This window comes from Paractinoplanes rhizophilus (genome assembly GCF_042664765.1).
In the GTDB taxonomy this organism is placed as follows: domain Bacteria; phylum Actinomycetota; class Actinomycetes; order Mycobacteriales; family Micromonosporaceae; genus Actinoplanes; species Actinoplanes rhizophilus.
The window spans coordinates 60,284-85,751 of record NZ_JBHTBJ010000017.1 but is presented as its reverse complement, the minus strand read 5'-3'; the positions used below and the strand labels follow the sequence as shown (position 1 = coordinate 85,751).

Annotated in this window: 20 protein-coding genes; 7 read left to right on the top strand and 13 right to left on the bottom strand. The window is 71.9% G+C overall.

All coding sequences use genetic code 11. From position 1 onward, the window contains the following. Positions 1-334: 334 nt before the first annotated feature. Positions 335-712 carry a helix-turn-helix domain-containing protein gene (locus tag ACFQS1_RS22790; protein WP_378971632.1) on the bottom strand — a complete coding sequence of 126 codons (378 nt, stop codon included), beginning with the start codon at positions 710-712 and terminating at the stop codon, positions 335-337. 452 nt (positions 713-1,164) lie between these two features. Here ACFQS1_RS22790 and ACFQS1_RS22785 point away from each other — a divergent pair, with 452 nt between their 5' ends. Beyond that, positions 1,165-1,821: a sigma-70 family RNA polymerase sigma factor gene (locus tag ACFQS1_RS22785; protein ID WP_378971629.1), complete on the top strand. Its 657-nt coding sequence runs from the start codon at positions 1,165-1,167 to the stop codon at positions 1,819-1,821. 20 nt (positions 1,822-1,841) lie between these two features. On the opposite strand, the gene ACFQS1_RS22780 is transcribed toward ACFQS1_RS22785, so the two are convergent. Next, entirely contained in the window at positions 1,842-2,996 is a 1,155-nt protein-coding gene (locus ACFQS1_RS22780) for an acyl-CoA dehydrogenase family protein (protein WP_378971627.1), read from the bottom strand. Positions 2,997-3,085: 89 nt separating this feature from the next. On the opposite strand from ACFQS1_RS22780, the gene ACFQS1_RS22775 reads away from it, so the two are divergent. After that, positions 3,086-4,453, top strand: coding sequence for a UDP-glucose dehydrogenase family protein (locus ACFQS1_RS22775; RefSeq protein WP_378971624.1), 1,368 nt, complete (start codon positions 3,086-3,088; stop codon positions 4,451-4,453). Between the two features lie 133 nt (positions 4,454-4,586). After that, on the top strand, positions 4,587-10,049 hold the full coding sequence (locus tag ACFQS1_RS22770; RefSeq protein WP_378971622.1) for an SCO7613 C-terminal domain-containing membrane protein: 5,463 nt from the start codon (positions 4,587-4,589) through the stop codon (positions 10,047-10,049). A 336-nt stretch (positions 10,050-10,385) separates the two neighbouring features. Here ACFQS1_RS22770 and ACFQS1_RS22765 read toward each other — a convergent pair whose 3' ends face one another. The 8 genes from ACFQS1_RS22765 to mca form a co-directional block, all read right to left on the bottom strand. Beyond that, positions 10,386-10,817, bottom strand: a complete 432-nt coding sequence (locus ACFQS1_RS22765) for a glutaredoxin domain-containing protein (protein WP_378971620.1) — start codon at positions 10,815-10,817, stop codon at positions 10,386-10,388. Positions 10,818-10,827: 10 nt separating this feature from the next. Next, the gene (locus ACFQS1_RS22760) at positions 10,828-11,235 is read right to left on the bottom strand and encodes a thioredoxin domain-containing protein (protein ID WP_378971618.1); all 408 of its coding nucleotides are present in this window, start codon (positions 11,233-11,235) and stop codon (positions 10,828-10,830) included. A gap of 9 nt (positions 11,236-11,244) precedes the next feature. Next, on the bottom strand, positions 11,245-11,742 hold the full coding sequence (purE, locus tag ACFQS1_RS22755; protein WP_378971616.1) for a 5-(carboxyamino)imidazole ribonucleotide mutase: 498 nt from the start codon (positions 11,740-11,742) through the stop codon (positions 11,245-11,247). Next, positions 11,742-12,884, bottom strand: coding sequence for a 5-(carboxyamino)imidazole ribonucleotide synthase (locus ACFQS1_RS22750; RefSeq protein ID WP_378971614.1), 1,143 nt, complete (start codon positions 12,882-12,884; stop codon positions 11,742-11,744). Before ACFQS1_RS22750 ends, purE begins: the two co-directional genes overlap by 1 nt. 28 nt (positions 12,885-12,912) lie before the next feature. After that, on the bottom strand, positions 12,913-14,916 hold the full coding sequence (locus tag ACFQS1_RS22745; protein ID WP_378971611.1) for a thioredoxin domain-containing protein: 2,004 nt from the start codon (positions 14,914-14,916) through the stop codon (positions 12,913-12,915). 39 nt (positions 14,917-14,955) lie between these two features. Beyond that, positions 14,956-17,499 carry an EAL domain-containing protein gene (locus ACFQS1_RS22740; RefSeq protein ID WP_378971609.1) on the bottom strand — a complete coding sequence of 848 codons (2,544 nt, stop codon included), beginning with the start codon at positions 17,497-17,499 and terminating at the stop codon, positions 14,956-14,958. A gap of 249 nt (positions 17,500-17,748) precedes the next feature. Continuing rightward, a complete protein-coding gene (locus ACFQS1_RS22735) occupies positions 17,749-18,105 on the bottom strand; it encodes a hypothetical protein (protein WP_378971607.1) in 357 nt (118 codons plus the stop codon). A gap of 354 nt (positions 18,106-18,459) precedes the next feature. Beyond that, the gene (gene mca, locus ACFQS1_RS22730) at positions 18,460-19,338 is read right to left on the bottom strand and encodes a mycothiol conjugate amidase Mca (protein ID WP_378971604.1); all 879 of its coding nucleotides are present in this window, start codon (positions 19,336-19,338) and stop codon (positions 18,460-18,462) included. Between the two features lie 89 nt (positions 19,339-19,427). Between mca and ACFQS1_RS22725 the strand changes: the two genes are divergently transcribed. Next, a complete protein-coding gene (locus ACFQS1_RS22725) occupies positions 19,428-19,850 on the top strand; it encodes a DUF4307 domain-containing protein (RefSeq protein ID WP_378971601.1) in 423 nt (140 codons plus the stop codon). A gap of 184 nt (positions 19,851-20,034) precedes the next feature. Next, positions 20,035-20,529, top strand: coding sequence for a transcription elongation factor GreA (greA, locus tag ACFQS1_RS22720; RefSeq protein ID WP_378971598.1), 495 nt, complete (start codon positions 20,035-20,037; stop codon positions 20,527-20,529). Between the two features lie 9 nt (positions 20,530-20,538). Here greA and ilvA read toward each other — a convergent pair whose 3' ends face one another. Genes ilvA through ACFQS1_RS22705 form a run of 3 tightly spaced genes read right to left on the bottom strand, consistent with a single transcriptional unit; the run spans position 20,539 to position 24,331 of the window. Beyond that, a complete protein-coding gene (gene ilvA, locus ACFQS1_RS22715; RefSeq protein ID WP_378971596.1) occupies positions 20,539-21,777 on the bottom strand; it encodes a threonine ammonia-lyase in 1,239 nt (412 codons plus the stop codon). A 20-nt stretch (positions 21,778-21,797) separates the two neighbouring features. Then, positions 21,798-23,156, bottom strand: coding sequence for an amidase (locus ACFQS1_RS22710; RefSeq protein WP_378971593.1), 1,359 nt, complete (start codon positions 23,154-23,156; stop codon positions 21,798-21,800). 23 nt (positions 23,157-23,179) lie between these two features. Beyond that, the gene (locus ACFQS1_RS22705; protein ID WP_378971591.1) at positions 23,180-24,331 is read right to left on the bottom strand and encodes a cystathionine gamma-synthase; all 1,152 of its coding nucleotides are present in this window, start codon (positions 24,329-24,331) and stop codon (positions 23,180-23,182) included. Positions 24,332-24,355: 24 nt separating this feature from the next. Between ACFQS1_RS22705 and ACFQS1_RS22700 the strand changes: the two genes are divergently transcribed. Together ACFQS1_RS22700 and msrA are read left to right on the top strand one after the other, a co-directional pair. Beyond that, positions 24,356-24,769 (top strand): HIT family protein, encoded by a 414-nt coding sequence (locus ACFQS1_RS22700; RefSeq protein WP_378971588.1) that lies wholly within the window; start codon positions 24,356-24,358, stop codon positions 24,767-24,769. Between the two features lie 48 nt (positions 24,770-24,817). Next, a complete protein-coding gene (msrA, locus tag ACFQS1_RS22695) occupies positions 24,818-25,462 on the top strand; it encodes a peptide-methionine (S)-S-oxide reductase MsrA (protein ID WP_378971766.1) in 645 nt (214 codons plus the stop codon). Positions 25,463-25,468 lie beyond the last annotated feature (6 nt).

Genomic DNA, 25,468 nt, shown 5'->3' with positions numbered 1-25,468 from the left:
CCAGTATCCCGGTGATTCCGCTACCCGAAGCAACCTCGCGTCTGTGGCATACGTCAGGTGCGCAGTGACGTACACCGAAGGGAAGACGCATGGCCCACCGTGCCCGCTTGTGGATCGCCACCGCCCTGGCCGTCGCGGCCTGTGGCACGCAAGCACCGGCCACTCCCCCGGCCGGCCTCGATGCCGGTCCGGCGGCCAGCCCCGCGGCCGCCTCCACCGCCACCTCGCCCGTCGCCGAGATCCCGCCGGTCCCGCGAACGGCGCAGAAGGTCACGTATCCCGCACACACAGCAGCCAGGTCAGATACAGCAGCCGCCGATCTTGAAATTGCCCGCTACCCGCGGATGAGCGGGGTGAGGTCGACTTCGACGTCGTGTCCAGCGATAGTGACGACGACGCGAGGGCGGTCACCGGCGGCGGCGAGATAACTGGCGAGTGTCGACAGCAGCATGTCGGGGCGGCTCTCGATCCGGCTGATCTCGGACTGCGCGACGCCCATGGCTTTGGCCAGCTCAACTTGAGTGAGATCGGCCGCCTTGCGAACCGCGGCGATGTTCTCAGCGTAGATGCGGTCGGTTTCGGCCATCTCCGCGCGAATGGTGTCGACGCGGCCGGTCGCCCCGCGGCGTGCTCGCAGCCGGTCGATTCGGGCCTGCGCGGCGTCAGTGCCGACGAACTCGGTGGAATCGATGCCCGTGGGCTGGCTAGCCATCGGTGCCTCCATCTGTCTGCCTCAAGTAGGCCGCGATCACCTGATCGGCGCGGCTGCCGACGCTGTTGTAGAACACGTCACCCATTTGTGCCTTGTCATTGCCGAACAACACGATGACCGGCGGGGCATCGACTGGAAACCAGACGATCAGCCTGATCGCAACACCGTTCCGGAACGGGTGCGACAGCCGCCAAACCTCGTGAGTCCTGGACTGGCGGACGCGCTTGAGCGTCGGAGTGTCGTCCGCGGGCGGTTCTTGAGATCCTGAAGGTATTCCAACTGGGCAGTAACAAGATCGAGCTGCTCTTCCGCCCTGCTCTGCCCGTCAGCTGCTCGGCGCTCGAGCTCGGTCAACCATCTGTCGAACTCGCTCGACCAGTCGATCAGCATAACTTGAGTATAACACCAACAGCATATTGCGCGTCCAGGCCGACGGGCGCCGGCTCCGCGGCATGTTCCGTGAGCTGCGCGACCCGCAAACCGCCGATGGAGAGCGCTCACGGTTGCGGGCCAACCTCATCGGCGACAACGCCGATCTCGCCCGCCGACTCGCCAAACGGGAAGCGCGCTGCCTGCCCGAGCCTGGCGACGCCGCGAACGCGTGGACTGTCGCCCTGGTCAAGGCCGTGGACGGACACAACCCCCGCTGTGGTGACTTCGTGCCGTACCTGCGCAAATGGATCTTCGGCGAGGTGCGTCACGAAGCCCGGCGCGAATGGCAGTCCGGCACCTCCGCCGACCTGCGGGCAAGCGCCGCCCGTATCAGCCAGGCACGGGACGACCTGCACCAACAGCTACGCCGCGAACCCTTCCTAACGGAGATCGCCACCCACCTGCGCCTTCCAGTCGCCGCAGCGGCCGACGTCCTGGACGCGCTCGCCGCCCGCCACAGTCGACCTCTGGAGCACAACCTTGCCGCGCCCACCACGTCCGCGCAGGTAACGGGATTCTCGGCCGGGATGCAAAACCGCCTGGCGCTGCGCCAGGGCCGCCAACGCACTGTCATCGACCTCCGCTACCTTCACGGGCTCGACGACGCCGAAATCACAGAGCAGGGCCGAAAACAGGGCCGACTGTCGACAGTCGACCCTGCTCTGAACCCAAGCTGACCTGCTAAAACTCGCCTCTATCAGTCCTTGAGGAGCTGCCGCGCCATCACGATGCGCTGCACCTGGTTCGTACCCTCGTAGATCTGGGTGATTTTGGCGTCCCGCATCATGCGCTCGACCGGGTAGTCGCGCGTGTACCCGTACCCCCCAAGCAGCTGCACCGCGTCCGTCGTGATCTCCATGGCGGCGTCGGAGGCGAAGCATTTCGCCGCCGCGCCGAAGTACGTCAGGTCCGCGTCGCCGCGCTCGCTCTTGGCGGCCGCGGCGTAGGTCAGCTGGCGGGCCGCCTCGAGCTTCATCCCCATGTCGGCCAGCATGAACTGGATGCCCTGGAAGTCGCCGATCGGCTTGCCGAACTGCTTGCGCTCCCTGACGTACCCCCGCGCGAAGTCGAGCGCCCCCTGCGCGATGCCGATGGCCTGGGCCGCGATCGTCACCCGGGTGTGGTCGAGGGTCTTCATGGCGGTGGCGAAGCCGGTGCCCTCGGCCCCGATCATCCGGGACGCCGGGATGCGGACGTTGTCGAGGTAGACCTCGCGGGTCGGCGACCCCTTGATCCCCAGCTTCTTCTCCGGCGCCCCGAAAGACACCCCTTCATCCGACTTTTCCACGACAAATGCGGAAATGCCGCGCGACCGGGCGGCGGGATCGGTCACCGCGAAGACCGTGTAGTACTCGGACACCCCGGCGTTGGTGATCCACCGCTTCACGCCGTTGAGAACATAAAAATCCCCATCGCGTACGGCTCGCGTGGTCATCGAGGCCGCGTCGGAACCCGCCTCGGGCTCCGACAGGCAGTACGAGAACATCGCCTCCCCGGAAGCGACCTTGGGCAGATACTGCTGCTTCAAGGAGTCGGAGGCCGAGAGAAGCAGCGGCATCGTGCCGAGCTTGTTCACCGCCGGGATCAGCGACGACGAGGCGCACGCCCGCGCCACCTCCTCGATCACGATCGCCGTGGCGAGCGCGTCCGCGCCCGCGCCGCCGTACTCGACGGGGATGTGCGGCGCGTGGAAGTCCGACGACCGCAGCGCGTCGTACGAGGCCTTGGGGAACTCGCCGGTCTCGTCCGCCTCGGCGGCGTTGGGCGCCACCCGCGCGTCGCAGACCTCACGCACCGCAGCGCGGATGGTCTCGTGATCCTCCGGCAGGCGGTAGACGTCGAACTCAGACATGGCGGTGGCCCTTTCGCAACGAGGAAACCCGACGCTATGTTACTGGCGCGTAGCGCTCGCCCACCAGGGGCTCGATCGTTAGCCCGAGTGTGACACTTCCCCGCCTGTCGTTCCTGGGCACCGGCTATCTGGGCGCCACCTACGCGATCTGCTTCGCCGAGCTGGGCTACGAGGTGATCGGCGTCGACGTGGACCGGGCCAAGATCCAGGCACTGACGGGCGGCCGGGTACCGTTCCACGAGCCCGGCCTGGACGACCTGCTCCGCCGCAACCTGGCGAAGGGCCGGCTGAGCTTCAGCACCGACTACGCCGACGCCGCGAACCGGGCGGAGGTGCATTTCATCTGCGTGGGCACGCCGCAGCGCGGCGACGGGATGGGCGCCGATCTCACGTACGTGGAGCAGGCGGTGACCCAGCTGGCGCCGCTGATCAAAAGGCGGGCCCTGATCGTCGGAAAGTCCACCGTGCCGGTGGGCACGGCCTCGTGGGTCGAGCAACTGGTCGCGAAGCTCGCCGACCCGGCGCTCGGTGTCGAGGTGGCGTGGTCCCCGGAGTTCCTCCAGGAGGGCTTCGCGGTCGAGGACGTGCTGCGCCCCAACCGGATCGTCGCCGGGGTGCGTTCCGCGTGGGCGAACGACCTGCTCGCGGCCGCGCACAAGGGCGTCTTCGACCTGGCCGCCACCGAGGACCGCGAGGTGCCGCTGGTGATCACCGACTTCGCCACGGCGGAGCTGGTGAAGGTGGCCGCGAACGCGTTCCTGGCCACGAAGATCAGCTTCATCAACGCGATGGCCGAGGTCTGCGAGGTGGCCGGCGCGGACGTCACCCAGCTGGCCCGGGCGATCGGCTACGACCCGCGGATCGGCAACAAGTTCCTCCAGGCGGGGTTGGGTTTCGGCGGCGGCTGCCTGCCCAAGGACATCCGCGCGTTCCAGGCGCGGGCGCAGGAGCTGGGCGCGGGCGAGGCGCTGCGCTTCCTGCACGAGGTCGACCTGATCAACACGCGGCGGCGGGGCCGGGTGCTCCATCTCGCGGCCGAGCTGCTCGGCCGGCCGGTCGGCCCGGCCGGGCCGGACCTCTCCGGCACGCGGGTGGCCGTGCTGGGCGCGGCGTTCAAGCCCAATTCCGATGACGTACGCGACGCGCCCAGCCTCGCCGCCGCGGCCGCCTTGGCCGCGGCCGGGGCCGAGGTGCGGGTCTACGACCCGCAGGCGATGGCGAACGCCCGCCGCGCCCAGCCCGCGCTCGGCTACGCGGAGTCGCTGACCGACGCCGTGAATGAAGCTGAGCTCGTGGTGGTGGCCACCGAGTGGGCGGAGTTCCGCAACGCCGATCCGGCGGTGCTGGGCGGGCTGGTCGCCGCGAAACGGGTCATCGACGGCCGGAACTGCCTGGACCCGGCCCAGTGGGTGCGCGCCGGGTGGACCTATCGGGGGATGGGTCGCCCGCCGGCGTGACAACGTTCGCGGCGTTTCGCGCCCGTTTCCATAGATCTCCGCCCGCGTGAGCCTGTTCTAATGAGGTGTCGGACCGGCATGCTCTAGTTGTCCCCTGATGATCGAGCCGCCGGCCGGGGGTCGAGGAGGTGCCGTGGGGCAGGCAGGGAAGTCCGACAGCTACGACGAGGAGCTGGCCCGGATCGATGCCTCGATCGCGGAACTGAAGATCCGCGACATGGCCGCCGCGAAGGAGCGCACCACCATCGCCGCCAAGATCCAGGCGGCCCAGTTCCAGCGGGACATCCTGGCGCACGCCAACCAACAATCAAAAGCCAAAAAAGCCGCAAAATCCCGACGCGTACGGCGTAAGCCCGCCGAAGAGTTCGCGCCGCCGCCCCCGCCCTCGGGTCACCGCGGCGAGACGCCGCCGCCCGCGCCGTCGGGTCATCGCGGCGAGGCGCCGCCGCCCCCGCCCGGCGCCCGGCCCAGTGGCGCCCCGCCACCGCCCGGCGCCACGCCGATGACCGAGGCGCCGCCGCCCCCGCCCGGCGCCCGGCCGGCCGGCCCGCCGCCCACCATGACGACCGGCTCCCCGACGACGGGCTCGGCATCGGCCGGCTCCGGGCCGACGGGTGCCGCGGCAACGGGCTCCGCCACGGGCAACTCCGCCACGGGCAGCTCCGCCACGACCGGCTCCGGCACGACCGGCTCCGGCACGACCGGCTCCGGCACGACCGGTCGCCGGCGCGGCGGGGGCACCGGTCCGCGCCCCGAGTGGGCGCCCCCGGGCTCGCCGCACACCGGTCCGCCCGGGGTCGCCACCGACGGGGTGACCGCGCTGGTCGACGACCCGCCGCCGACCGAGCGGGTCGCGCCGCCCCCGCGCCGGGCCGGCTTCACCGGCGGCGAGCAGCACCCGCCCGAGGCCTCCACCCAGTCGGTGCAGAACATCCTGCTCGCCCTGGGCGCGCTGCTCATCGGCGTGGCCGCGGTGGTCTTCGCCGGCGTCGCGGTGAGCAGCCCGCTCGCCCGCGCCCTCATCCTGGCCATCTTCACCGCGATCGCGCTGGTGGCGGCGCCCGGCATCGCCCAGCGCGGGCTGAGCTCCACCGCCGAGACGATCGCCGCCGTCGGCCTCGCGCTGCTGCCGATGACGCTGTACGTGCTGCACGGCACCAGCCTGGCCGACGGGCCCCGGGTCTCCCTGCAGATCTATCTGGGCGTCACCTTCGCGATCACGTCGGTGGCCGCCTTCCTGTACGCCACGGCCACCCGCCTGAGCGCGCCCCGGTACGCCACCGTCGTCGCGCTCCAGCCGGTGCCGCTGCTGCTCGCGTACCCGTCGATCGAGAGCCCGGCCGGCTGGGGCATGGCCCTGACCGTGGTGGCCGTGCTCGACCTGCTGCTGCTCACCACCGTGATCCGCAGCGGACGGCTGGTGCCGCAGTGGCCGATCGGCCGCCCGGTCGGGGCCGACCGCGAGACGCTGGCCGCCGCCGACGCCGGGGCGGCCGACTACCTGCGCCGGGGCGACCCGGCCGACCCCGGTTCATACAGCGCGGACGCCCCGCCGCGCCCGGAGTCGCTGCCGGAGGAGCCCGACCTGATCATCTCGGGGATGACCGGCCCGCGGCGGCGCTGGCTGCGTACCCGGATCTTCCCCGGCCCCCGCCCGGCCGGCGCCCCGCCCGCCGGCTCGGTCCCGCTCGCGCCGCCGGCCACCCCGCCCTCGGCCGACTGGCTTCGCGAGCTCACGTTCGCGCTGCTCTGCGTGGCCAGCGCGGGTGCCCTGCTCTACTCCTCGGTGGCGCTGCTGCAGGCCCGGGCGGTGCCCGACGCGATGCGCTCGAGCCTCGTGCTGGTGCTGGCCGCGCTCGTCGCCGTGGCCGCGGCCGGCCTGCTCGACAACCTGCCGGCCCGCAACATCACCGGGGGCGTGCTCACGCTGGCCGTGATCGGCTCGGCGGCCCGGACGGCCGACGTGGTCGACCCGCGCTGGACGCTGGTCGTGGCGGCCGCCACGGTCGCGGTCGCCGGCGCGGTCGTCGGCCTGCTGCCGCAGCCGGTCCGGGTCGGCCCCGAGATCGCCTCGGCGTGCGCGCTGGTCATCCTGGGCGTCTTCCTCACCATCGACGGCCTGCGGGCCGCGCTCGCGCCGCTGTCGGCCGCCCGCCCGATCTGGCACGCCGACACGGCCGCGTACGCGCAGAAGATCGCCGACGCGGCCGGCCCGTCCGGCTGGCTGCTCGCGTTGAGCGCGCTGCTGCTGACCATCGCCGCCGCGCTGGCCCTGCCGCGCAACTGGCGGCACGAGGGCGCCGTGATCGGTGTGGCGCTGACCGCGCTGGCCGTGCCCGCCTCCCTCGGGCTGCGCTGGTCGGAGGCGCCCTGGCCGCTGGTGCTGGCGGCCATCGCGATCGGCGGCGCGGGCCTCGCCGCCGGCACCAAGCGCATCGCCGTCACGCACGTGGCCGCGGCCGGCACGGTCGGCCTGTTCGGCGCGGGCGCCGCGCTCAGCGCCTCCTGGCTCACCGCGGCCGTGCTCACCGCGCTGGCCGGGGCCGGCGTGATGATCGCCGTGGCGGCCCGGCAGATCCCGATCCGGCTGTACGCGTGGCTGGTCGGCGACTGGGCGTCCGGCGCCGCCGCGCTCGCCCTGCCCGGCGCGGTGGTCACCGGCGCGCTCGCCGTCTCCGACAAGGGCGCCGGCCCGCCGCCCACCGAGGCGGTCACGGTGCCCGCCCTGGCGGTCGGCTTCCTGGCCGTGGCCGCGACGCTGAGCTACGCGGCCGTCTTCCAGGTGGCCCGCCGCGAGATCAGCGTGCCGCTCACCGCCGGCGCCGGCCTCGGCGCGGTCGCGCTGGCCCTGGCCGCGCTGCTCGCCCCGGGCGCGACCGCGCCCGACATCTGGGTCGGCGCGCTGCTGCTGATCGCGGCCGGCCTGCTGTTCTTCGCCAAGTCGATCGACAACGGGCGGCGCAGCGACCGGGTGCTGGACGGGCCCGACATCGCCGCGGCTGCCGCCACGGTCGCCATCTGCGGCGCGCTGGCCCGGGTGTTCGCCCTGGCCTTCCCGGAGGCGCCGCTCGCCGTGGCCGGCGTGGTGGTGCTGATCGTCGCGCTCGGCGTGGCCGCCCTGCCCGACGACTGGCGGCGCGGCCCGGTGCGCGGTCTCGCGCTCGCCGGCGTCGTGGTCGGCGCGATCGCGGGCTGGCAAGCGCTGGCCGGCGGCGTCAAGATCATCGCCCTGCACGGACCGGTCTGGGCCGGCGACCTGACGCAGTACCCAACGACCGCCCCGGCCGGCGCCTGGCAGGCGCCGTTCGCGCTGATCGTGGTGGCCATCGCGGCCGCGTTCGCGGCGCCCCGCCCGTGGTCGTACGCGATCTCGGCGACGGCCGGCGCGCTCGCCGCGATCGGCACGCCGTTCGCGATCGGCCTGCCGTGGTGGTCGCCGCTGCTGGTCGGGGGCGCGGTCGGCGTCGCGTACGCGATGGCCGCGGTCGCTGCCACCGACCCGCGCGCCGCCCTCAGCCGCGCCGTCGCCGCGGCCGCCGTGCTCCTGCACGCGGCCGGCGCCGGTCTCGCCCGGCCCTGGTCCACCGGCGCCGCCCTGCTGATCATCGCGGCCATCGGCGCGCTCACCGCGGTCATGGCCCGCACCCCGGTCGCCTACACCGTCGCCCCCGAGGACGCGCCCCTGGACAGCGGCGGCTTCTGGTCGCCGGTCGTCACCGAGGCCGATCTGGCCCGCGACGACACCGGCATGCCGCGGCACCGCGCCCAGATCGGCGGCGCCGCCACCGGCGCGATGTTGCTCGCGCTGCCCGGCGTCTTCGCCGCGCTCGCCGCCGCCCAGGACTACGGGGCCGAGAGCAGCGGCGCCCAGGTCGTGCTGACCGCGGCGCTGGCCGCCTCGAGCCTCAGCCTGGCGCTGCTCGCGCTGATCGCCCGCTGGATACCGCAATATCTGCCGTGGGCCACGGTCGGCCTGGTGCTCGGCGCGACGATCACCGCGTTCGCGTCCATCCCCACCGACTACTCCACCGCGCTCTACGCCGCCGCCGCGGCCCTGCTCGGCGTGCTGGCCGAGCTCCTGCGCGGCGCGATCCCCGCGCCCGGCCTCACCGTCGCGCGCTCCCGGTCGTGGTCGGGCTCCCGATACGCGGCCCGCTGGACCAGCCTGCGCCCGAGCGGCCTCAGCAACCGCTGGCTGGTCGACCCGGCCACCAGCGCCGTCGTGCTCGCCCTGGTGCCGACCCTGCTGGCGATCTTCTCGATCACGCCGGCCCTGCGAGCCGCGCTGGTCGACCCGCTGCAGCAGATGCGCCACATCTGGGACGGCCCGATCCCGGCGCTGTCCCAGCCCGCGTCCGGCTACGTCGACGCCACCAGCGTCCTGGCGATCGTCCTGCTCACCGGGGCCGCGGCGCTGGCCGCGATCGGCTTCGGCGGCAAGACGTCCGAGGCCGTGCCGGTCATCCTGCCCGGCGTGGCGATCACCATCCTGATCGCGCCGATCGCGCTGCACGCGCCGTTCCCGGCGGCCACCACCGCCGGCCTGGTGGTCTTCACGATCGCCATGCTCGGCCTCGCCCTCACCCCACCACCCGCGGGCGGGCGCGCCGGCCTGCTGCGCACCACCCGCACGATCGTCTTCGTGATCGGCCTGCTCGCCGGCAACGCCGGCCTGGCCGGCAGCCTGGCCCGGCAGGACCTCACGCTGTTCACATTGGGCTCCGCGGTCGGCGTCGGCCTGGTCGCCGCGCTGGCCGGCCGCACCCAGACGGCCCGCATCCTGGGCTGGCTGTTCGCCGCCGTGATGGCCCAGCTGTTCGTGCTGGCCGCCGCCATCGCGGGCGGGGTGACCCGGGAATGGGCCGCCTTCGGCGTGCTGGGCGTCGGCGCCGGCCTGCTGATCATCGAGGCCACGGTCCCCCGGCTCGGCCTGCCGCAATACCGCGCCGAGGCCACCACGGTCGAGTGGGCCGGTTACACGTCCGCGGTGCTGGCCGGCGCGCTGGCCTTCGACTCGCCCGCCCACCTGGCCGCGCTGCTGGCCGCGTGGGGCGCCGTGCTCGGCCTCGCCGCCTCCCGCACCGGCCGCTCGCCCAGCCAGCGCCGCCTGCTGTTCTGGCTGGCCGTCGGCTTCGAGATCGTCGGCTGGTGGCTGTTCATCGCGCTCGCCGACGTCGCGCTCCCCGAGGCGTACACGCTGCCGTTCGCCGCGCTGGCCCTGGCGGTGGGCGTGGTCGAGTCCCGCACGCGCACCGACCTGAGCAGCTGGGCCGCGTACGGCCCGGCGCTGCTCGCCGCGTTCGTCCCCACGATCGGCATCGTGCTGGCCGGCAACGGCGGCGACCTGCGCGAGGTTCTGCTGCTGCTGGCCGCCGTGGCCACGCTGATCGTCGGCTCGACCTACCGCCAGCAGGCGCCGGTGGTGGTCGGCGCGGTCGCCACGGCGATCACCGCGATCCATTTCGCGGTCACGCTGGTCGGCCCGTGGCTGGTGCTGCTGCCGCTCGGCATCGTCCTGCTGATCTTCGGCGCCACCAACGAGAACAGGCGGCGCACCCGCGAGGGCCTGCGCGACGCCCTGGTGAAGATGCGCTGACCCCGGCAACCCGCACCCGGGCCCGGCACCCGGCGCCGACGCATCTCCGCCGGCACCCACGCCCTGCCCACCGAGCGCATCGCCGACACCGGTGGCGCTGATATATCCGGAAATATCGACATACTTCCGGTGAGCACGCCTGGCCGCGGCGCAAGTTGATTAGTTCGCGCGCGCCGCGAACGGCACATCATCAAGATCCCGCGGCCACACCGACCACGCGACCCGGCACGCCAACGCGATCACCCAGCACATTGATTAGTTCGCGCACGCCCCGAACCGCACATCATCAAGATCCCGCGGCCGCACCGACCGCGCGACCCGGCACGCCAAGGGCGATCAGGTGCGGACGAGCTCGCGCACCCGTTCGGGCTGGGGGTTGACCATCGCCTCGCCGCCCGCGATCACCGTGGGCACGGTCTCGTTGCCGTCGGCCACCGCGCGCACCGACGCCGCGCCCTCCGGGTCGGACCAGATGTCCACCCAGTGCAGGCGATGGGCGTCGCGGCCGATCGCCGCCCGCAGCCGCATGCAGAACGGGCACCCCGGCCGCCAGTAAACGATCGGCCGCCCATCGGCCGCGCTCCGCGACCGCGCCTCGGCGTCGGCGATCGACTTCGGGAACGCCCGCGGCGACACCAGCACCGCGATGATCGCGAACACAACGAAGAGGCCGACCGCCGCGCCCACGGACCCGGCGACGAGCTGGGACACGCCGAACGCCAGCGCCAGGACGAACATGCTGATCGACAGACCCCAACGGCGCATCATGGCCGTGACGCTACCGCACCAGCTCCCGCACCGCCGACGCCGTCGGATTGACCAGCGTCGTCCCGTTGAGCACGACGGTGGGCACCGCCTCCACCGACGCGGCCGCCGACGGGTCCTTCCAGACGTCGACCCAGTGCAGCCGGCCGGCCCGGCCGCGCAGCGCCCACCGCAGTCGCAGGCACCAGGGGCAGCGCAGGCGCCAATAGACAATCGGCCGCCCGTCCGCGGCGCTCAACCGTGCGGCCTCGGCCGCGCTGACCGACCGCGGGAACATCCACGGCGAGACCACCACGCCGAGCGCGGCGAAGAAGCCGACGAACAGCACCGCTCCCACCAGCCGATCGTCCAGCAGCCGCGCCCCGCCATAGGCGGCCGCGAGCGCGAACAGGACCCCGGACAACCCCCACCGCCGCAGCATGGCCGGAGACTAGCCGAGCAGGCGCTGCCGCAGCGCCGTGTCCTTCTCCTCCACCAGCTTCTCCAGCCCCGCCTGGAAGGCCGCCATCCGGGCCCGCAGCGCCGGATCCGACGCGCCGAGGATGCGCACGGCGAGCAGCCCCGCGTTGCGCGCTCCCCCGATCGAGACCGTGGCCACCGGCACCCCGGCCGGCATCTGCACGATGGACAGCAGCGAGTCCATCCCGTCGAGGTGCTTGAGCGGCACCGGCACGCCGATCACCGGCAGCGGCGTCAGCGCCGCCACCATGCCGGGCAGGTGGGCCGCGCCGCCCGCACCGGCGATGATGGCCTTGATGCCACGGCCGGCCGCCGACTCGGCGTAGTCCACCATCTTGCGGACGGTGCGGTGGGCCGAGACCACCCCCACCTCGAACGGCACCTCGAACTCGGCGAGGGCCAGCGCCGCCGCCTCCATCGTGGGCCAGTCCGAATCGCTGCCCATGATGATGCCGACGACCGGCGCCATTACGAACCCTCCTGAAGCCACTTGGCGGCCCGGGCCGCGCGGGCCCGCACCGACGTCATGTCGTCGCCCAGCACGGTCACGTGCCCGATCTTGCGGCCCGGCCGGACCTGCTTGCCGTACAGGTGGACCCGGGCGCCCGGGTCGGTCGCGAACAGGTGGTGCAGCCGCTCGTCGATCGAGATCCCGCCGGCCGCGCCGCCCAGCACGTTCGCCATCACCACGGCCGGCGCGGTGAGCGTGGTCGCGCCCATCGGGTAGTCGAGGACCGCCCGCAGGTGCTGCTCGAACTGCGAGGTGCGGGCGCCCTCGATCGTCCAGTGGCCGGAGTTGTGCGGCCGCATCGCGAGCTCGTTCACCACGATGCCCTCGGCGGTCTCGAACAGCTCGACGGCGAGCAGCCCCACCACGCCGAGCGCGTTGGCCAGGTCGATGGCGAGCTGCTGCGCCTCGATCGCGCGCGCCTCGGAGAGTCCGGGCGCGGGCGCCAGCACCTCGACGCAGATGCCGTCCCGCTGCACGGTCTCGACCACCGGGTACGCCGCGACCTGGCCGAACGGCGACCGGGCCACCAGCGCGGCGAGCTCGCGCCGCAACGGCACCCGCTCCTCGACGAGCAACGGCGTGCCGCTTTCGAGAAGCGCGGCAGCCTCGGCCGCCGACGAGAGCATCCAGACGCCGCGCCCGTCGTACCCCCCGCGGACGGCCTTGACCACGACGGGCCAGGACCCGTCCGCGAAGCTCTCGATGTCGGCCGCCGTCTCGGCGCGCCGCCAGCGCGGCACCGGCGCGCCCAGCGCCGCGAGCCGCTCCCGCATCCGCCCCTTGTCCTGGGCGAACACCAGCGCCCTCGATCCCGGGAAGATCTTGACGCCCTCGGCCTCGAGCGCCTCGATGTGCTCGGTCGGCACGTGCTCGTGATCGAACGTGACGGCCTCGCACCCCTTGGCGAACTCGCGCAGCGCCGCGAGATCGGTGTGGGTGCCGATGCGCACATCGGCCGCGACCAGGGCGGCGCTGTCGTCGGGCGAGGCACTGAGCACGCGCAGTGACTGGCCGAGGGAAATGGCGGCCTGGTGGGTCATCCGGGCCAGCTGGCCGCCGCCCACCATGCCGACTACGGGCAGACCGGTTCGGGTATCCATCGCCCCGCCAGCCTAGCGACACCCCAGCTCAAGCGTCTTTCGACCCCAACTGCGCCACCAGCTCCCCGGCATCGGTCACCGGGCGCTCGCAGACAAAGCCCCGGCACACGTACGCCGTCGGCAGTCCCCCCAGCAGCGGACGATCCGCCAGCAGGGGCACGCCCGGCCGATCCGGCTCGCCCGCGACAATTACCGCGCCGGCCGGAGCGTGCCGATAGGCCGCGGCGGCCAGCTCGCCGTGGTCGTCCTTTTCCGAAACCAGGGCGATCTCGTACGGCCCGGAGAGCGCCGCCTCGGCCACCGCCGCCGAGTAGCCCGCGAACCGCGGATGCCCGCCGATCAGCGGCGCGACCTTTTCCAGCGCGGCGTCCGCCGCCTCGCGATAGCTCGTCTCGCCCGACAACGCGGTGTATCCCACCAGCGCCGCGCAGATCGACGAGAACCCGGACGGCGTCGCGTTGTCGGTCGGGTCGGCCGGCCGCGTCACCAGCCGCTCCGCGTCGTCGGCCGTGTCGTAGAACCCGCCGTCACCGGTGCCGAAATGCGCGAGCGCGACGTCGAGCAGCGCCTTCGCGCTTTCCAGCCAGCGCCCGTCCGCCGTGAGCTGATGCACCGCGAGGAACGCCTCGGCCACGCAGCCGTAGTCCTCCAGCACGCCCACCGGCTCGCCCGCCACCCCGTCCCGCGAGACCCGCCGCAGCCGCCCGTCCACCAGGTGCCGCGTCGCCAGCACCTCGGCCAGCCCGATCGCCGCCGCGCGGGACTGCTCGTTGCCCGTCAACACGCCGTGCTCGGCCAGCGCGGTGATGGCGAGCCCGTTCCAGGAGGCCACAACCTTGTCGTCGCGCGCCGGCTGAGGCCGGCTCGCCCGGGCGCCGAGGAGCTTTTCGCGTACGCGATGCCATCGCGCGACCAGCGACGGCTCGGCGGCGTCGATGTCCCGCGCCAGCACCAGCACGCTGCTGCCGTGCTCGAACGTGCCGCGCTCGGTGACCCCGAAGAGATCGGCCGCCCACGCGCCGTCCTCGTCGCCGAGCACCTCGGCGAGCTGGGCGGGCGTCCACGCGTACGTCAGACCCTCCACGCCCGCGGCGTCCGCGTCCAGCGCCGACGCCAGCCCACCGTCGCGCGTGCCGAGATCGCGCAGCAGGAACGCCGTCGTCTCGTCCGCGATCCGCTTGGCGAACGGGTCGCCGGTCAGCCGCCACAATTGCGTGTACGCCCGCAGCAGCAACGCGTTGTCGTAGAGCATCTTCTCGAAATGCGGCACCGTCCAGCGCGCGTCCACCGAATACCGCGCGAATCCGCCGGCGAGCTGGTCGTAGATCCCGCCGCGGCCCATTCGCTCGGCGGTTTCCCGCACCACCTCGAGCGCCTCCGCGTTTTCGGTGCGCTGATGGTGCCGGAGCAGGAAAAGCATCCCCATGTGCGGCGGAAACTTCGGCGCGCCGCCGAACCCGCCGTACGTCTTGTCGCGGTCCTTCAAAAGATTGCCCACCGCCGCCGCGAGCAATTCCGCCGAGATCGGCGCCGTCGGCCCACCCACCAGCTGAGCCCCGCCGATCGCCTCGACCACCTTGGCGCCCTGCGCCACCACCTCGTCGCGCTTGTCCCGCCAGGCCTCGCGCACCGACTCGAGCAGCCGGCCGAAATGCGCCTTGGGGAAATAGGTCCCGCAGAAGAACGGATCGCCGTCCGGCGTCGCGAAGACGGTCATCGGCCACCCACCCTGGCCGGTCATCGCCTGCGTAGCGGTCATGTAGACGGCGTCGACATCGGGCCGCTCCTCGCGGTCGACCTTGATGGAGACGAAGCCGTCGTTCATCGCCCGGGCGATGTCGTCGTCCTCGAACGACTCGTGCGCCATCACGTGACACCAGTGACAGGCCGCATAACCCACGGAGATCAGCACCGGCACGTCGCGCTCCCGGGCCGCGGCGAACGCCTCGGCCGACCACTCCCACCAGTCGACGGGGTTGTCTTTGTGCTGGAGCAGATAGGGCGAGGTCGCGTTACCGAGGCGATTGGCCATACCCCACCCTCTCACGGGGCACCGACAGTTTCGCGGCGGTCAGGAGGCGTCGTCGGCGCGAAGGGGGCGGATGTTGTTCGGCGCGGCGTCGGCCAGTTGCGTCAGCGCCTGCACGATGCGGTCGGCCGGCATCGGCTTGCAGAAGTGGTATCCCTGGGCGTTCGGGCAGCGCAGCTCGATGAGCGCGGCGCGCTGCTCGGTCGTCTCGACGCCCTCGGCGACCACTCGCACGCCCAGGCGGGCGCCCAGCTCGACCGCGCCGCGCACGACCGCCTCGGCAGCCGGGGAATCGATCATGTCGTCCACGAAGGAGCGGTCGATCTTGATCTCATCCACCGGGGCGCGGGTGACCATCGACAGCGTGGAGAAGCCGGTGCCGAAGTCGTCCAGCGAGAGCTGGACGCCGGCGTCGCGCAGCTGGGCCAGGATGTCGTCGACGATGGGCTGGTCGCTCACCGCCACCGACTCGGTGATCTCGAGGACCAGGCTGGACGCGGGCGTGCGGTGCTGACGCAGGGCCTCGGCGACCTGCCCGGGGAAGCCGCGGTCGAGCAGGCTGCGGGCCGACACGTTCACCGAGACGGGGAGGTCGATACCGGCCTTGTTCCACCCCGCGGCGGCCGAGAGCGCCAGGTCGAGCACCCGGCGGGTGAACGGGGTGAGCAGCTCGGTGTGCTCGACGACGCGGATGAAGTCGCCCGGGGAGAGCTGGCCGCGGCGCGGATGCCGCCAGCGGACCAGCGCCTCGACGCCGGTCGGGGCCGCGGTGATCAGGTCGACCGAAGGCTGCAGGTGCAGCACGATCTGGTCGTCGGCGGCGAGCGCGTCCTGCAGCTCGGCCAGCAGGGCCAGCTCGTCGGTGGTCACCGCGTCGCGGCCGGCGTCGTACGTGGCGATCGCCAGCTCCTGCTGTTTCGCCTCGTCCAGCGCGAGCGAGGCGCGCCGCACCAGCTCGCCCAGCTCGACCCGGCCGGCCCGGGCCACCACCACGCCGACGGCGATCTCGACGGCCATGCGTACGCCGGAGACCTCCATCGGTATCGCGATCCGCTCGACCAGCTCGCGGGCCCGCCGCACCGCCATCGGCAGCGGGGTCGGTGTCTCGTGCCGCGGGGTCGCCGAGTCGGCCAGCGCGGTGATGGCCGGAACGAGGATCGCGAACTCGTCGTCGCCGGTGCGCGCGACCAGGTCGGTCTCGCGGGACAGGTCGGTCAGGCGCTCGGCGACCTGCTTGAGCACCTGGTCGCCGCAGCGGTGGCCGAGGGTGCCGTTGACCTCCCGGAAGCCCTTGATATCGAGGAGGAGCAGGCCGATGTGGCGGTCGCGCTGGACGCCGCGCACCAGCTCGTCGCCGTCGGCGAGCAGGCTGGCCCGGTTGCGCAAACCGGTGAGCCGGTCGTGCACGTCGTCGTGGTCGACGCGCCGGCGCAGCTCGGTCAGCTGCTCCTGCACCGACGCATCATGCAGCGCCGCCGCGAGCGCGTCGCCGTAGGCGGAGATCGCGGCCTCGTCCCGCGGCGCCGGCAGGGTCGGGTCGGCCAGCCAGACGGTGATCTCGCCGATCGGCTCGCCCGCGATCGCCATCGACCGGGTGATCGCCGGGCCCGGCAGCCCGGAGAGGTAGGCGTCCTGGCCGGGACCGTCCTCGGCGTACCGGTGCTCGCCGCCGGGGCCGCGCACCTCGATCTCCACCCGCCGGGCGCCGAACACGTCGAGCGCGCCGCGGAGGCCGGCGGCGGCCACGTCGGACTCGCTGCCGGCCGGCATGGCGGCGGTGGCCGCGGCGAACGACTCCCACATCCGCCGCTCCTCCTCGGCACGCAGGTGGAAGCGGTAGGTGCGCTGCAGCAGCCAGAGCCCGGGCAGGAAGGCGACCAGCCAGATCGGGCCGCGCAGGAGCGCGAACACGGCGCCGAGTCCGACCAGGACGTTGCCGACGAACATCGGGATCTTCGCGTACGGGATCCGTGCGAAGATCTGCGCGGTGGCGGCGTCGCGGTGCACCGTGAGGGTCAGCGCCGCCAGGCCGAAGGTGATCAGAAGGTACGCGAGCGCGCCGGCCACCAGGGCGCCCTGGGTCTGCACGTTGAGCACCGGGGCGTTCCCGCCGATGACGCGGGCGACCGTCGCCGCGCCGGCCGAGCCGAGCGACAACGAGGCGGCCAGGTGCGCGACCTCGGCGACGTTGCGGTGCTCGTCCAGCCAGGACAGCAGGGCCCAGGCCACGGACGCGCCCACCAGGGTGGCCAGCGGCAGCCAGCCAGGGGGCGAAACAACGTACCCGATGATGAAAGCGGCCTCGCCCCAGGAGACGGAGACGACGCCGCGACCGAGCTTGAAACGTAGCCGAGCGAGTTGGCCGGCGGCCACGAGCAGTGCTGCCAGACCCACTCCGGCCATTACCGAGAGTGGACGATGGTCGGGTCGCTCGACGGGCAGCAGAACCCCGCCGACGGACACCAGAATCGCCGCGCCGACGACCGCGGCGGTGAGGGTGCGCACGCCCCGGGACCGCCCCGCGAGGCCGGCCGCGGCCATCCAAGAGCGCCGGACGCCCGTCCCGGAGACGGGTGGGGCGGTCATGAGTTGTCCCTGTTCACGAGTGGCACTCGCGAATGCACGTGCATCTGCAGGAGCGAAATGCGGGGGCGGAGGATGGTCATTTTCGGCGCCCCCTTCCGCGCAGGGTCGGGGGCCGTTGAGACCCCCGGCGGAAGGCTAAATCAATCCCGATGAACACAACAAGGGTTGACGTACGACCCGTGTCCGGCTTTTGTCTGACCAATACGGAGGGTAGTGGCGGTTTCGTTCAGGAAACCACCGCCCACGTGGTCAAACGGTGCCCCGGTCGCCTTCCGCGTGAGTTGCGTCACTCTGAGTAGTAACGCCCTTGACCTCGGATTCCACGGCAGGCTGATCATCGCCCGATCGATCCTGATCGACCTCGGGGCGAAGCGGTTCGACGCCTGAACGCTCCATGTCCTCGTCCAGCCGTGCGATCTCAGCCTCACGCTCTGTCTGCTGTCCGTCAGGGAAACTGTCGGGAAGCCGACGCAAGCGCTTGTTCATATTGCGAATCAGCAAGACAGTCGCTATGGACATCAGCACGATGACGAACAGCCCCATCGGCCCGGCGAGGCCGCCCGACCGGGTGTCGCCGAAGTTGTTGACCGCGAAGATGACGTCCACGCGCGAAGTCTACTGCCGCGTTGAGCCCCCGGACGACGAGCCTGGCTGGTACTACCTCCCTCGCGCAAACACCCCGCCGCGTATAGGACTTCATGCCAACCGCACAGCGCTAAGTACTCAGCTGGCTGAGCTGGCTGGCTCCGCTTCGCTCCGCAAGGCGATCGCGGGTGTCCCCGGGGCGGGGAGTCCCCTGAAGCCCGGGAGTCATAGGTGGGGTCTCCCCCGTGTGGGCAAAGTCGAAGTGCGAACCCCACGGGGGTGGGGGGCCCGCGAGCCGTGACACGCCAGCGCAGTGACCCGGCGCGGACCGTCAGCGCCAGCCCAGCGGCACCGCGCGGGCGGGCCGGGGCTGGGTCAGGCGTCTGCGTGTTCGTGGATGCCGGCGAACAGGTCTGACTCCGGGACGGGGCTGTCGACTACCGAACGGGCCAGCTCGAAGTCCTCGGTGGGCCAGACCTTCTGCTGGAGCTCGAGCGGGATGCGGAACCAGAAGCCGTCCGGGTCGACCTGGGTGGCGTGGGCGCGCAGGGCGTCGTCGCGGACGTGGAAGTACTCGCCGCACTCGACGCGGGTGGTGATTTTGTCGCCGCGGTCGTCGCGGTCCTCCCACTTCTCCAGCCACTCCGTGTACGGCGACTCGAGGCCGGCCGCCAGCATGCCCTCGTGCAGGGCCAGCATGCGGGCCCGGGTCCAGCCGGAGTTGTAGTACAGCTTCAGCGGCTGCCAGGGCTCGCCCAGCTCGGGGTACTTCTCCGGGTCGCCGGCCGCCTCGAACGCCACCACCGAGATCTTGTGGCACATGATGTGGTCGGGGTGCGGGTATCCGCCGTTCTCGTCATACGTCGTCATGACGTGCGGGCGGAACTCGCGGATCAGCTTGATCAGCGGCTTGGCCGCCTCCTCGGGGTCCTGCAGGCCGAAGCAACCCTCGGGCAGCGGGGGCAGCGGGTCGCCCTCGGGCAGGCCGGAGTCGACGAAGCCGAGCCACGCCTGGTCGACGCCGAGGATCTCGCGTGCCTTGGTCATCTCGGCGCGCCGGATGTTGGCGATGTCGGCCAGCACCTCGGGGCGGTCCATCTTCGGGTTGAGCACGCTGCCACGCTCGCCCCCGGTACACGTGGCGACCAGCACCTTGACGCCCTCGTCAACGTATTTAGCCATGGTCGCGGCGCCCTTGCTCGACTCGTCGTCGGGGTGGGCGTGCACCGTCATGAGGCGCAGCTGCTCGGTCACCGAAGAACTCCTCTGAAGAACGGAGTGCGAAGATGGACCCTGCCATTCTGGCCGATCCCCCCGACAAGAAACGCATGAGAGGTCGTCCGGTGAGCGAGACGCACACCACAAACCCGGTGTTCCCGCCGGGACGCTACGGGCACCGGCGCGACGGGCGCCGCCGCCCGGTCGTGCCGATTCTCATCCTGGCGCTGGTCGTCGCGGCGTCGGTGCTGATCTCCGTCAAGCTCTACCAGCGGTACGGGCAGACCGACTACCAGCCGCAGATCGTCGGCTGGCAGGAGCCGTCCGACACGACCATGACGATCAAGTTCACGGTGCGGGTGCCGGCCGGCGAGAAGGCGGAATGTGTCCTGCGCGCCCGCGACTACGGCGGCAACGAGGTGGGCCGCCGCACGGTCGTGGTGGGGGGCGGCGACGCGAACGCCACCACGATCCGGGCCGAGGAGCCGGTGACGACCACGAAGCGCGCCTCGGTGGGCGACATCGTCGGTTGTCAACCGGCCGACTGACCCGATCCCGCCACCCGGGAACCGCCGGCGAAACCGCCCGACGGCTGCCTACCGGGTCGGGTTTGAACAGGGCAAGATCGAGCAATCCAGGCGCCGAGCGTACCGCTGGTAAGCTTGGTGATTCGCTCCGTTCAGCATGCGATGACGATGTTGAGCGTTCCCCGTCCCAGCAAGGAGATCGACCGTGTCCAGTTCAGAGACGCCCAAGACTTGGCTTTCTCAGGACGCTCACGACCGGCTGCAGGCCGAGCTTGACGAGCTGATCGCCGCGCGGCCCGCGGTGGCCGCGGAGATCAACGCTCGTCGCGAGGAGGGCGACTTGCGGGAGAACGGCGGTTATCACGCCGCTCGCGAGGAGCAGAGCAAACAGGAAGGCCGCATTCAGTACCTCAAGGAGTTCCTGCGCAACGCCGAGGTCGGCGAGGTGCAGACGGCGGAGTCGGTGCAGCCCGGCTCGGTCGTCACGATCTACTTCGACGACGACAAGACCGACACCGAGACGTTCCTGCTCGGCTCGCGCGAGATCGCCTCGACCACCGACCTGACCGTGTACAGCCCGGAGTCGGCACTCGGCAAGGCCATCCTCGACGCCAAGACCGGCCAGACCGTGACATACACGGCCCCCAGCGGCGCCGACATCAAGGTCACCGTCGTAGAGTTCGGCCCTTTCGAGGGTTAAGCAGCAGCCTCAGGGCGTTGCGTCGGCCAGAAGCGCCACGCGGTAACCGGAGTCCCGCAGGTCCGCGATCAAAGCAGTTGAATGATCCGGGCCGCGGGTCTCGACCGACAAGGCCACCTCGACCTCACCGAAATTCAACCGCGGGCTTTCGCGTACGTGTGCGACGTCCACGACGTTTGCCCGTTGCGCCGCGATCTGGCCCAGCAGGCGAGCGAGCTCGCCGGGGCGGTCGTCGCAGCGGACCGCCAGGCGCAGGAAGCGGCCCGCCGACGCCAGGCCGTGCTCGATGACCCTGAGCAGCAGCATCGGGTCGATGTTGCCACCGGAGAGGATCGCCACCACCGGGCCGTCCGCCGGCACGACCGCGCCGGTCATCAGCGCCGCCACGCCCGCCGCGCCGGCCGGCTCCACCACCATCTTGTGCCGCTCGACCAGCATCAGCAGCGCCGCCGACAGGTCGTCGTCGGTCACCGTGACGACCTCGTCGACCAGCTTGCTGACGTGCGCGAACGTCAGATCCCCGGGCCGCAGGACGGCGATGCCGTCCGCGATGGTCAGGCCGCGCTCGAGCTTCTGCGGCGATCCGGCGGCCAGCGAGGGCGGGTACGCCGCCGCGCCCGCCGCCTGCACGCCGACGATCCGGACGTCGGGCCGCAGCGCCTTGACCGCCACCGAGAGACCCGAGACGAGGCCGCCGCCGCCGACCGCGGTGACGATCGTGGCCGCCTCCGGCAGCTGCTCGAGGATCTCCAGGCCGACCGTGCCCTGCCCGGCGATGATGTCGGGGTGGTCGAAGGGGTGGATGAAGATCGCGCCGGTCTCGTCCGCGAAGCGCCGGGCGGCATCCAGAGCGTCGTCGACGCTGGTCCCCGCGTACTCGATGGCCGCGCCGTAACCACGGGTGGCCGTGACCTTCGGCAGCGGCGCGCCCTCCGGCATGAAGACGGTGGCGGAGGCGCCCAGCAGCCGCGCGGCCAGGGCGACGCCCTGGGCGTGATTTCCGGCGCTGGCGGCCACGACGCCCCGCTTGCGCTCGGCGTCGGAGAGCCGGGCGATTCTCGTGTACGCCCCCCGCACCTTGTATGAGCCCGCACGCTGCTGGTTCTCACACTTGAGCCAGGACGGCACCCCGGTGATCTCCGACAGCGGGCGCGAGTGGATCAGCGGCGTCGCCTCGACGACCCCGGTGAGCAGCTCGCGCGCCGCCTCGATGTCGGACAGGGACAGCAGGTCAAGCGGATCGCGCATGGATGCATCGTGCCACTTGATCACCCGAAGGCGTGACGCTGCCAGGGGTTGGCCACCTCGAGCTGCCCGGCGATCGAGAGAAGCAGCAGCTCGGAGTCGGGCGGGCCGACGATCTGCACGCCCAGCGGCAGCCCGTCCGGGCGGGTGCCGACCGGCACCACGATCGCCGGGAGGCCGGCCACGTTCCAGGGCGCGGCGTACGGCGCGTACCTCATGCTCACCGACATGTTGTGCCGCCACGACCGGGCGGAATAGCTGTCGGCCGGCGGCGGCGCGGCCGCCAGCGCCGGCGTCAGCAGGACGTCGATCTCGCGGTCGGCGAAGAATTTGATCGACTGTTCGCGCCAGGCGTCCCGATGCGCCTGCTTCACCAGGCCGACGCGCCACGCCCACTTGCCGAGCCGGACGTGCCGGCGGGTGCGCGGCTGGAGCTTGCGGACGTCGAGGTGCTGCGACTCGCGGTACGCGGACGCGAACCAGGTGGCGAGCACGCGCAGGCCCAGCGCGTTCGGGTAACGCGGCTCGGCGATCACCGTGTCGTGCCCGGCCTTGGTCAGGAAGGTCGCGGCCGTGGCCACCGCGCCGAGGTTCGGCTCATCGGGCCGGATGCCGACCACCGGCGACCGGGTCGAGACGCCGATCCGCAGCTTGTCCGGCTCGACCAGCCTGACCGGGTCGCGGCCGGCGAGCACCGAGAAGCCGAGCGCGGCGTCGGCCACGGTGGTGGTGAGCACCCCGTTCTCGACCAGGCCGAACCAGTCGTCGATGCCGAGCTCGGCCGGGATCACCCCGCGACCCGGCTTGAGCCCGACCAGCCCGCAGCAGGCCGCCGGGATGCGGATCGAGCCCAGCCCGTCGTTGCCCTGGGCGATCGGCACCAGCCCGGCCGCGACCGCCGCCGCCGAGCCACCGGACGAGCCGCCGGGGGTGCGGTCGCGGTCCCAGGGGTTACGGGTCGGGGCGTCCTCGTCGTCGGTGACCGCCCACAGGCCCATCTCGGGCATGCGGGTCACGCCGACGACGACAGCGCCCGCGCCGCGCAGCCGCCGGACCACCTCGTGGTCGCGCTCGGCGACCGGCTGGCGGGCCGCGGCCGAGCCGCCCCAGGTGGGCAGCCCGGCCACCGCCGTGTTCTCCTTCACCGCGACCGGCACCCCGGCCAGCGGAAGGTTGGCCAGGTCCTCCTGGTCGTCGACCTTCTCCGCCTCGGAGAGCGCCTCGCCGGCCCGGATCACCCGGAACGCGTCCAGCGACGGGTCGGAGATGGAGATCTGCTCGATCGTGTCGGCGACGACCTGGGTGGCGGACACGTCACCGCGCCGTACCGCCCGGGAGATCTGCTTCGCGGTGGCGCCCACCCAGCTCGAACCGTCCGACATCCCCAACTCCGTATGATCAAGTGTCAGCCGAGCGCCTGCTCGAGGTCGGCGAGCAGATCGTCAACGCTTTCGATGCCGACAGACAGTCGCACGAGATCCGCGGGGACTTCAAGCGGCGAGCCCGCAGCCGACAGGTGTGTCATCTGTCCCGGGTGCTCGATCAGCGATTCGACTCCGCCGAGCGACTCGGCCAGCACGAACAGTTTCGTCCGGTTGCAGATCTGGATCGCCGCCTCGGGTCCGCCGGCCGCCCGGAACGACACCATCCCGCCGAAGCGCCGCATCTGTTTGGCCGCGGTCTCGTGCCCCGGGTGCGACTCCAGGCCCGGGTAGAGCACGCTTTCGACGGCGACGTGCTCACCCAGATAACCCACGATGCGCTCGGCGTTGTCGCAATGACGATCCATGCGTACGCCGAGGGTCTTGATCCCCCGCAGCGTCAGCCACGCGTCGAACGGCCCGTTGACGCCGCCCATGGCGTTCTGGTGGAACGCCAGCATCTCGCCCAGATCGTCGGTCGCCGTGATCAGCGCGCCGCCGACCACGTCGGAGTGTCCACCCAGGTACTTGGTGGTCGAGTGCACGACCACGTCGGCGCCCAGGCCGATCGGCTGCTGAAGGTACGGCGACGCGAACGTGTTGTCGACGACCAGCATCGCGTCGTACTCGTGGGCGAGGGCGGCCAGCGCCGCGATGTCGGCGACGTTGAGCAGCGGGTTGGTCGGGGTCTCGGCCCAGATCAGCCGCGTGTGTCCGGGGCGGAACGCGGCCCGCACCTGGTCGAGGTCGTCGAGCGGGACGGCGGTCCAGTCCAGGCCCCAGTTCTCGGCCACCTTCGCGAAGAGCCGGTACGTCCCGCCGTACGCGTCACCGGGAATGACCACGTGATCACCCGGACGGCACACCGCCCGCAGCAGGGTGTCCTCGGCCGCCAGGCCGCTGGCGAAGGCCAGCCCGCGGCGCCCGCCCTCGATCGCGGCCAGGCACTCCTGCAGCGCGTCGCGGGTCGGGTTGCTGGAGCGGCTGTATTCATAGCCCAGCCGGGGCGCGCCGACGGCATCCTGGGCGTAGGTGCTCGTCTGATAGATCGGAGGCACCACCGCGCCCGTCCGCGGATCCGGCTCTTGACCGGCGTGGATGGCGAGGGTGTCGAAGCCGTAGCTGTTAGCCGTCATGTTCCGCAAGGCTAGTCTCGCGATGTGGCGGACTGCTTGTTCTGTGCGATCGTGGCGGGCACCGTTCCCGCTTTCAAGGTCATCGACGTGCCTTCCGGCGTGGGCTTCCTCGACATCCGGCCGGTGTTCAAGGGCCATGTGCTGGTCGTTCCCCGGCAGCACGTGGTGACGCTGCCCGAGCTTCCCTCTTCCGATTTGGCCGAGTATTTCGGGCTTGTGCAGCGGGTGACCGCGGCCGTGCCTCCGGCGCTCGGCGCCCAGGGCACGTTTGTCGCGATAAACAACGTGGTGTCGCAGTCGGTCGCGCATCTGCACACCCACGTCGTGCCGCGGACAAAAGGGGACGGGCTGCGCGGCTTCTTCTGGCCGCGCACGAAATACGCGAGCGACGAGGAGGCCGCCGACTACGCCGCGAAAATCGCTTCCGAGCTCGGGTAAGGGTTGCCTAACTGCCGGCGTTACATCTGGCGGATGAAGGGAGTGACCGTGTTCCTGCGGTACAAGAAGCTCGAGCTGCCCACCCCCGACCAGGCCCTGCCGGGCCGCCCCCGGCAGATGCCGGTGGCCGACAAGCACGTCGTTCTCGGCACCCCGATGAGGGGCCCGTGGCCCGAGGGCCTCGAGGTCGCGGTCTTCGGAATGGGCTGCTTCTGGGGCGCGGAGCGCATCTTCTGGCGCCTCCCCGGCGTGTACTCGACCGCGGCCGGCTACGCCGGCGGGTTCACCAGCAACCCCACCTACGAGGAGGCCTGCTCCGGCTCGACCGGGCACGCCGAGGTGGTCCAGGTCGTGTACGACCCCAGCAAGATCAGCTACGAGGACCTGCTGAAGGCCTTCTGGGAGAACCACGACCCGACCCAGGGCATGCGCCAGGGCAACGACGTCGGCACGCAGTACCGTTCGGCGATCTACACGACCACGGACGAGCAGTTGGAGACGGCGCGCAAGTCCGAGGAGCTGTTCCAGCCGGTGGTCACGGCGGCCGGCCACGGCCGGATCACCACCGAGCTCAAGCCGCTGACGACGTTCTACTACGCCGAGGACTACCACCAGCAGTACCTGTCCGACGCGAAGAACCCGTACGGCTACTGCAACCACGGCCCGAACGGCATGACCTGCCCCTCGGCGTGAGACGAT

What these genes read in the sequence shown, in the direction of transcription:
- ACFQS1_RS22790 (WP_378971632.1), bottom strand. Translation starts at nt 712, where the DNA reads ATGGCTAGCCAGCCCACGGGCATCGATTCCACCGAGTTCGTCGGCACT.
- ACFQS1_RS22785 (WP_378971629.1), top strand. Translation starts at nt 1,165, where the DNA reads ATGTTCCGTGAGCTGCGCGACCCGCAAACCGCCGATGGAGAGCGCTCA.
- ACFQS1_RS22780 (WP_378971627.1), bottom strand. Translation starts at nt 2,996, where the DNA reads ATGTCTGAGTTCGACGTCTACCGCCTGCCGGAGGATCACGAGACCATC.
- ACFQS1_RS22765 (WP_378971620.1), bottom strand. Translation starts at nt 10,817, where the DNA reads ATGATGCGCCGTTGGGGTCTGTCGATCAGCATGTTCGTCCTGGCGCTG.
- ACFQS1_RS22760 (WP_378971618.1), bottom strand. Translation starts at nt 11,235, where the DNA reads ATGCTGCGGCGGTGGGGGTTGTCCGGGGTCCTGTTCGCGCTCGCGGCC.
- purE (WP_378971616.1), bottom strand. Translation starts at nt 11,742, where the DNA reads ATGGCGCCGGTCGTCGGCATCATCATGGGCAGCGATTCGGACTGGCCC.
- ACFQS1_RS22750 (WP_378971614.1), bottom strand. Translation starts at nt 12,884, where the DNA reads ATGGATACCCGAACCGGTCTGCCCGTAGTCGGCATGGTGGGCGGCGGC.
- ACFQS1_RS22745 (WP_378971611.1), bottom strand. Translation starts at nt 14,916, where the DNA reads ATGGCCAATCGCCTCGGTAACGCGACCTCGCCCTATCTGCTCCAGCAC.
- ACFQS1_RS22740 (WP_378971609.1), bottom strand. Translation starts at nt 17,499, where the DNA reads ATGACCGCCCCACCCGTCTCCGGGACGGGCGTCCGGCGCTCTTGGATG.
- ilvA (WP_378971596.1), bottom strand. Translation starts at nt 21,777, where the DNA reads ATGCGCGATCCGCTTGACCTGCTGTCCCTGTCCGACATCGAGGCGGCG.
- ACFQS1_RS22710 (WP_378971593.1), bottom strand. Translation starts at nt 23,156, where the DNA reads ATGTCGGACGGTTCGAGCTGGGTGGGCGCCACCGCGAAGCAGATCTCC.
- ACFQS1_RS22705 (WP_378971591.1), bottom strand. Translation starts at nt 24,331, where the DNA reads ATGACGGCTAACAGCTACGGCTTCGACACCCTCGCCATCCACGCCGGT.